6 protein-coding genes are annotated in these 7356 nt (G+C 48.0%); 3 read left to right on the top strand and 3 right to left on the bottom strand.

Annotated elements, in window-relative coordinates:
* The 3 genes from GX117_14675 to GX117_14665 all read right to left on the bottom strand — a co-directional run.
* A partial coding sequence (locus GX117_14675; protein NLO34571.1) for a serine--tRNA ligase occupies window positions 1-552 on the bottom strand: 552 nt, incomplete at its 3' end.
* Between the two features lie 10 nt (window positions 553-562).
* Window positions 563-1513 (bottom strand): ParB/RepB/Spo0J family partition protein, encoded by a 951-nt coding sequence (locus GX117_14670; protein ID NLO34570.1) that lies wholly within the window; start codon window positions 1511-1513, stop codon window positions 563-565.
* Window positions 1506-2264 carry a ParA family protein gene (locus GX117_14665; protein NLO34569.1) on the bottom strand — a complete coding sequence of 253 codons (759 nt, stop codon included), beginning with the start codon at window positions 2262-2264 and terminating at the stop codon, window positions 1506-1508. Before GX117_14665 ends, GX117_14670 begins: the two co-directional genes overlap by 8 nt.
* Window positions 2265-2923: 659 nt before the next feature.
* Here GX117_14665 and GX117_14660 point away from each other — a divergent pair.
* The 3 genes from GX117_14660 to GX117_14650 all read left to right on the top strand — a co-directional run.
* Window positions 2924-3877 carry a hypothetical protein gene (locus GX117_14660; protein ID NLO34568.1) on the top strand — a complete coding sequence of 318 codons (954 nt, stop codon included), beginning with the start codon at window positions 2924-2926 and terminating at the stop codon, window positions 3875-3877.
* Between the two features lie 229 nt (window positions 3878-4106).
* The gene (gene gspD, locus GX117_14655) at window positions 4107-6728 is read left to right on the top strand and encodes a type II secretion system secretin GspD (GenBank protein NLO34567.1); all 2622 of its coding nucleotides are present in this window, start codon (window positions 4107-4109) and stop codon (window positions 6726-6728) included.
* Between the two features lie 2 nt (window positions 6729-6730).
* A partial coding sequence (locus GX117_14650) for a type II secretion system protein GspE (GenBank protein ID NLO34566.1) occupies window positions 6731-7356 on the top strand: 626 nt, incomplete at its 3' end.

Genomic DNA, 7356 nt, shown 5'->3' with positions numbered 1-7356 from the left:
GTGCATATCCAACATGAAATTAACGAGGGCACGTTCCAAGAGCGCGCCGGCTCCCATGCTTAAGGTAAAGCGTGCGCCGGACAACTTGGCGGCCCGCTCAAAATCAATAATTCCCAATCCTTCTGCCAGATCCACATGATCACGAGGGGTGAAGGAGAATTGCGGTACTTCGCCCCAATGACGCACTACCTGATTATCCTTTTCATCGGAACCCTCGGGCACACTGTCATCAGGCGCATTGGGCAGGGTGAGCAATATATCTTGTAAGGTTGAATCGAGTTCCCGTACTTTCTCTTCTAAGCCGCCAATATTTTCTTTGATGCTTTTCATTTCCGCGATCACATCGGCGGCATCTTCACCCTGACGCTTGCGCGTGGCAATAGATTCGCCCGCTTTATTTTGTTGGGCACGGAGCTGTTCTAAATCGTAAATAGCACTTCTCCGCTGCGCGTCTATTTCCAACACAGCGTCAATATTTTCTCCGGCGCGTCGAAGAGCCATGGCTTTTTTAACACGCTCAGGTTCACTTCTAATTAAACGTATGTCAAACATAAGAACCTCGTTATTGGTTTACGATAATATCGAGAATACGGTCAAGTTCTTCCAAGGAAAAATATTCAATTTCAATTTTGCCTTTATTGTCTTTTTGATGTTTAAAGGCTACTTTGACGCCCAAGCGCCGGCGAAGACGATTTTCAAGCTCAATAATATGGGGTTCTTTAGCCGTTCGCCGTGCCGCTGCTTTAGGACTCGGTTCCACTTCTTTCGCAGCCAATGCTTCAGATTGACGAACGGAAAGGCCATTTTCTACAATGTGTCGGACAAGTGCCAATTGCCGCGTTTCGTTGGGTATCGTTACGACTGCACGCGCGTGCCCCATCGTAATTGATCCGTCAACAACAAGATCTTGAATGGGATCGGGTAATTGGAGCAATCTAAGGGTATTCGCCACCGTGGCGCGCTTTTTGCCCACTTCCTCCGCTACTTGTTCCTGGGTCCAATCATACTGTTCCATTAAGTCTCTGTAGGCTTGTGCCAGCTCAATGGGATTCAAATCTTCTCGTTGGATGTTTTCAATAAGCCCGAATTTGAGCATGTCGTTGTCGGCAATATCTCGACAAATGACCGGCACCCTGTCTAGCCCTGCCATGATCGCGGCTCTGCACCGCCGCTCACCACATACTATCTGGTATTCATTTTTCACTTGCCGAACAATAAGCGGTTCTTGAATCCCATCCTTGCCAATAGAATCCGCCAATTCGGCCAAACGCTCCTCATGAAAAAGCCGTCGCGGCTGTTTAGGGTTGGGTTGTATGAGAGAAGGGTCAATTAATAGGACGCGTTCACCCACGTGTTGCTTTGCGCCAGCGGCGGCGGGCAAGGCTTGGGCATTTGCTTGTGTATCAGCATCAGTGGGGAGAACATGATCCAATACCTCCTCCCGTGAACGCATCAGCGCATTCAGCCCTTTGCCAAGTCCTTTGGTTGATTTCTTTTTGGTGGTCTTAGACACGTTTTATAACCTCTTGCGCCAATTGTTTGTAGGATTGGGCACCCTTACATTTATCGTCGTAGTGAATAATCGGAAGCCCGTGGCTGGGCGCTTCGCTTAAAGTAACATTTCTGGGAATGTGGGTATCAAAGACTTTGTCGCCCAGATGTTCTCGGACATCATGCAATACATCCCCGGAAAGATTGGTATGTTGATACATGGTCAATAATACGCCCACAATTACTAAGGTATAATTGAGGTTATTTTTGACGTGTATGATCGTATCCAATAATTCACTCAATCCTTCTAAGGCATAATACTCGCATTGCAAGGGAACAATTACCCCGGAGGCGGCGATCAGCCCGTTGAGCGTCAAAAGTCCTAAAGCAGGTGGACAATCCAATATAATAAAGTCATACTGAGTCTGTACGGCGGTCAGGGCATTTCGCAGTCGAAATTCACGATCACCTCGATTTACCAGTTCAATCTCCGCGCCGGCAAGATCCCGTTGCGAAGGCGCTAAAAAAAGATTTTCAAAGCTTGTCGGGATGATGACTTCCTCAAGGGTTGTCTGATTCACAAGGACATCGTAAATCGTTTTTTGGACGTAATTTTTATCGACTCCAACGCCTTGACTGGCATTGCCTTGCGGATCCAAATCCAATAACAAAACCTTTTTCCCTGCATCGGCAAGACAAGCTGCCAGATTAACGGCCGTCGTTGTTTTCCCAACACCGCCTTTTTGATTTGCTAGAGCAAGAATATGGGTCATTAATTTTATTCCATTGGTGAGGATTTTATGGTTGAATGCTAAATGATACGTTTCATACGTGGGATAAGTCAATTTGACCTTGCTCTAGCCTATCATAAAAATCTCGAAAATACATCTATCCTCTCCCTTGAAATAGTGTGTTGCCCTGTTCTGATCGGTCTTTAAAAAAGATTTTAAGAAAAAAAAGACACCGGTCATAGGCAGGAGATTACCGGTTTCTGCTATATAAAATTGCATTCTTAGCCCTGAATATTCTACACTTGCTGTACCGATAAATACTGTACAAAATCCTTGTGTTTGTGTTTCGACACGATAAGAATATTCTGTAATGCGCTCTATTCCGAACGCATCAGGTATCGTGTGTGCCCATCACGCCCCTGATTTGTATGGCGGTACCCATGTTCTCTTTCGTGTAGGTGTTGTGTACGATGTTTTTTGTACCAAACATTGCTATACCCCATGAGAGATGTAAACCATAAAAAAACGTGCATAGAGCGGCATCAATACAAAAAAAGTATCGAATTTTACGTTTCCTCAAGGTCGTGTTGCGTCAACCATTACTATCTGCCTTTCGTTTTCTTTTGGAGAGCATGCAATGGGGCGCATCGCTAATGCTGTTCAGTGGCAGCCGTTGTATTTAGTAAAGAACTGAGTGCTTTATGATTCGAAGTCTTGTTATACGTCAAATATTCCGCATGCTGGATATGGCGCTGGTCGTCATGGGGCTTGAGGTTGGGATTTTGGTCGCCCATTTATTTATGACCCCTTTGGAAGCAGTGGAACTCCTAGCCCTAGAGGATAGCAGTGGAACCGATGAAGTGTCCTTGCTGAAAACGGTACAGGACAAGTCGGTTTACGAGGGATTGGCAAAAAGCGGCTTGTTTGGCTCTGCCGGTCAATGGGATGCGGATGCCGCGCCCGTTGTGGAGGAAGAAGAGCCAATCGATGAGGATATTACGGAAAGCACCTTGGATTTAAAATTGCGCGGCACTATCGCCTTGTCGCCCAAAGATCCTTTTGCTTCCGCATTTATTGAAAACCTAGAGAATCGGGACGGCGTCCGCTCTTATCCCCTTAATAAAGAAGTGGTCGAAAATGTCTTTGTAGACACTATTTATCCCCGTGAAATCATTCTTCTCAACAAACGAAAAGAGCCGGCTCAACGTGAATGGCTCCGTATGGAGGAGAAAGATTCCGAAAACAAAGCGCCCGCGCCTGCCCTGCCCGGCGCGCCGTTGCGGCCGGTTCGCTCAAGAGCAGAAGCCGCTCCGGAACGAAACCAAGGAACTGTTCAACACACCAAAGTTGATCGACAGGAAATTGTAAGCGAAGCCATCGCGAACTACTCCACCTTGGCAACGATAACGCCACGGGTGGAAAAAGACGCCCAAGGTAATGTGATGGGTCTTACCGCAGACGGCATCAGCCAGCATCCCTTGGCGGTAAAGCTTGGCTTCCAAGATGGCGATATGCTGCAAAGTATTAACAACGAAAAAATTGAAAGTCGCGAACAATTATTTGAAATTTTTCAACGCTATCAAAATGCGACCTCATTCCGCGTGGGCATCTTAAGAAACGGTCAACCGAATATTCTCGTCTTTGACGTTAATTAGAAGCTTCAGAAAGAATGCTCTTTTCTTGGGCGTACAGTTTAGATTCTGCGGTGGAATAGCTTACAATAAGACATGCTATGATGTAGACTTTCAGGTTCAGGATGGGAGACAGACAGGCTGTCGGTCTGACTCTTTGATACAACTAGAATACGATAGGTTTTATTTTTGGGTAACAGCGTTTTTTCGCCCTAGTTATCCGTAATTTAATAACGGTGTGGAAGGAATGACTGTGTTTAGAATTCAATTTTTTTTCCTGATAGTTGCCCTGCTTTCATGCACCTTCTTTGCGGCTGTTGCGCAAATGGATGACGATCAAGATGGTGGTATGGAAGATGGGGGAGACTACACTGAAATGCCTGTTGTCCCTTCCGATGATCTCGACATTCCTTACACAGCCCCGCCCCGGCGTGGCGGACAGATGCATTATCCCAACGAATATGAAGATAATCCCGACGATTCAGCCTATCCTGATGAAGCGCCGCCCAATCAACAGCGAGGCGGAACGCTGACACCCCGTTCCAGTCGGCCCATTACGCCCGGCGTACGCCCAACACGGCCGCCCGCGCCGTCAGTCCGTGATCGTGCTTCTATGCGTCCTCCGGCAGCGCCCATGCCTAGTATGCGTCAAGACGGAGAAAGCGGAGAAGGTCATCCCATGGCCTCAGAAGAGAAGACGGGAGAAAAACCTGACGATCCAATCAATTTTGACTTTCAGGATGCCCCCCTCTATACGGTCGTGGAATCCATCTCACGCCCTACGGGGCGTAATTTCGATTTAGATCCCAGCCTGTCCGCAGTGAATGTCACCATTATTACGCACGACAAAATTCCTCCGGAAATGGCCTATGAAGTTTTGGAATCCATTTTGAGTTCCAGAGGCTTTTCCATGGTGGAAAGTCTGGATGGTCATCTCATCAAAATTTTACCCACCCCCGATGCGGTAGGATCAGATAAAACGCCGCTTATTATGGGACCCGACGATTTGCGCCATGGATTTGATGGGCTATCCACCCACATTGTGACCATAGAAAATGGCGATGCCGCAGAAATTCAACGTGCTTTGCAAATTCTGGGCTCTAAAAACGGGCAAATCGATGTCTACGCACCAACCAATACCCTGATCTTAACGGATAGTACCGACGGCTTGAAACGAATGTTTACTTTTCTTGCCCAAGCCGATGTTCCGGGCTTTGACAGCTCCATGGAAATATTTACATTAGAGTATACCCGTGCAGAAGTACTGTCCACGCAAATACAGCAAGTTTTACTGGGTGATGCTACCGGAGCGCCTACAGGCGCACGGCCGCCGCAACAGCCCCAAGTACCGCAAGCTCCGGTGCGGCCCGTGCGGGGCTCCCGGCCGCCAGTGATGCCCCAATCCTCCTCACAAGTGATTGGCTTCCGTGAAGAAGTATTGCGCATGGTTCCCGACGAACGGCTGAATGCCCTGATCGTTGTGGCAACACAAAACATGATGGCACAAGTTCGTGATTTGGTGAAACGGCTCGATACACCGACGCCCTATGAAGCCAATAACATGCACATCTACCAACTGTTGAATGCTGACGCGGAAGCCGTTGAGGCGGCTATCCAACCCCTAATCGGTACAGCGCCGCGAAAACAAGGCGCGGCAGGCGGTCAAGCGGGGGGCGGCGGCGGCGCTACGGCTCCTGAAGTGCAGCCTTTCGAGCAAAAAGTGCAGATCACCCGCTATGATAAAGCAAATTCGCTTCTGATTGTTGCGTCCCCTCAGGACTACAAACTGCTTGAGTCTTTTATTGCCCGCCTTGATGTGCCTCAACGACAGGTCTGCGTGGAAGCAGTGGTCATGGAAGTAAAAATGACCGATGACTTCGGGCTTACCGTAGATACAGCAGCCATGGGCGGTCATGACGGTTTCGCCATGAGCAGTACCGATAATCTCGCCACCCTGTTGGATGCTGCGAAAGTGGCGGAGGAAATTGTGGGCGGACCAAAAGCCTCCATCCGAAATGCGGCGCTGGGCTTAGGCAAGGAAGGCCGCAGCGGTCTGACCCTCGGCGTTTACGACGATCTCAGCTTTACCTATAAAGGCAGAAAAATTAAAGTGCCTTTTGCGCCCGTTCTATTTCAAGCCGTAGAAAAACTCTCTGATACCGAGGTCTTGTCTCAACCTTCGTTGGTCACCCTCGACAACGAAGAAGCCAATATCATCGTTGGTCAGGAAGTTCCCTTTATTACCAGCACCAGCTCATCACGCCGTGCTGATAGCTCGATGGATACCGGCACCTACGGCGGTTACACCCGCGTTGAACGTCAAGATGTGGGTATTAAACTCAAAGTCACGCCCCAGATATCAGAAGGGGATAACGTTATGTTGAGTTCTGAAGTTGAAATTTCAGATACCAACGCGACGTCCATCACGAACGTGGATATTACAGGTCCCACGACGAATAAATCGAAGGTTACCAACAAAACCCTAGTCAAAGATGGATCGACGGCTGTGATCGCCGGTTTGATCCGCGACAGCGCCGTGCGTAAACGGGCGCCTCAAACACCAATTTTAGGTGATCTGCCCATATTGAATTGGTTTTTCAGTTCGCGCCAGACAGGCCGAGAAAAACAGAATATGGTTATGTTGATCACGCCGCATATTGTTAAAGAAGGTATGGACATCGACCGTCTTACCAATTACAAGATCAATGAATATTACGATGCGAACGTTGAAGACTTGTTTAAAGGCGGTTTCTTCGATCGTGTATTTCAAAAATATAACATGCGCCAAAATCACCGGCCTACTTTAGATCGCTCCGAAGCCTTAAGCGGCCGGCGCAGCGGGCAAAAATACAAACGGGGGGATATTGAAAGGTAAACATGGGTCTTGGTAAAGAACAAAAACTTGGCGCCATTTTGGTGGAGCAGGGGTGGATCCATGAAGAACAGGTGACCGAAGCCCTTGAACTGCGAAAGTTGCGCCCTAAACGACTGGGCGAATTATTGCTCGATTTGGGCTATATGGAAGAAGAACATCTCTTACGTGCCTTGGGCATCCAGTTCGGCTTAGAATACGATCCCAAACTTCGTGAGCATGTGGAATCCTCTTTAACCACCAAAGTACCGATCAGTTTTATCCGTGAATATCAGATGGTACCCTATAAAAAAAATGGGGATACCTATCTTGTCGCTTTGAACGATCCGCTCAATCTCTTGCCCCTAGACGATTTGCGCTTGCTGCTGGATGGGCCCGTCAAACCCGTTTTATGCAATCGCGAAGACATTCAATTCATCATTGATACCTATTTCGAGCAACAAAGCGAAAATGCCGGTGAGCTGATTGATAATATCGTGCTTGGCGGAGAGGAGGAAGGAAAGGTTCATTCTCTGGATCATGCAGAGTCTGAGCGCGATCTCCTAGACCTCGCCAATGAAGCGCTGATCATTAAGCTTATCAACCTGATTATTTCAGGGACTGTAAAAGAGCCGGTCTACGATATTCATCT

Source organism: Candidatus Hydrogenedentota bacterium, from assembly GCA_012523015.1.
In the GTDB taxonomy this organism is placed as follows: domain Bacteria; phylum Hydrogenedentota; class Hydrogenedentia; order Hydrogenedentales; family CAITNO01; genus JAAYBJ01.
This window is presented reverse-complemented; position numbering and strand designations above follow the sequence as displayed.

Excerpts from the sequence above, each read along its gene's own strand:
- GX117_14665 (NLO34569.1), bottom strand. The coding sequence starts at position 2,264 with ATGACCCATATTCTTGCTCTAGCAAATCAAAAAGGCGGTGTTGGGAAA.
- GX117_14660 (NLO34568.1), top strand. The coding sequence starts at position 2,924 with ATGATTCGAAGTCTTGTTATACGTCAAATATTCCGCATGCTGGATATG.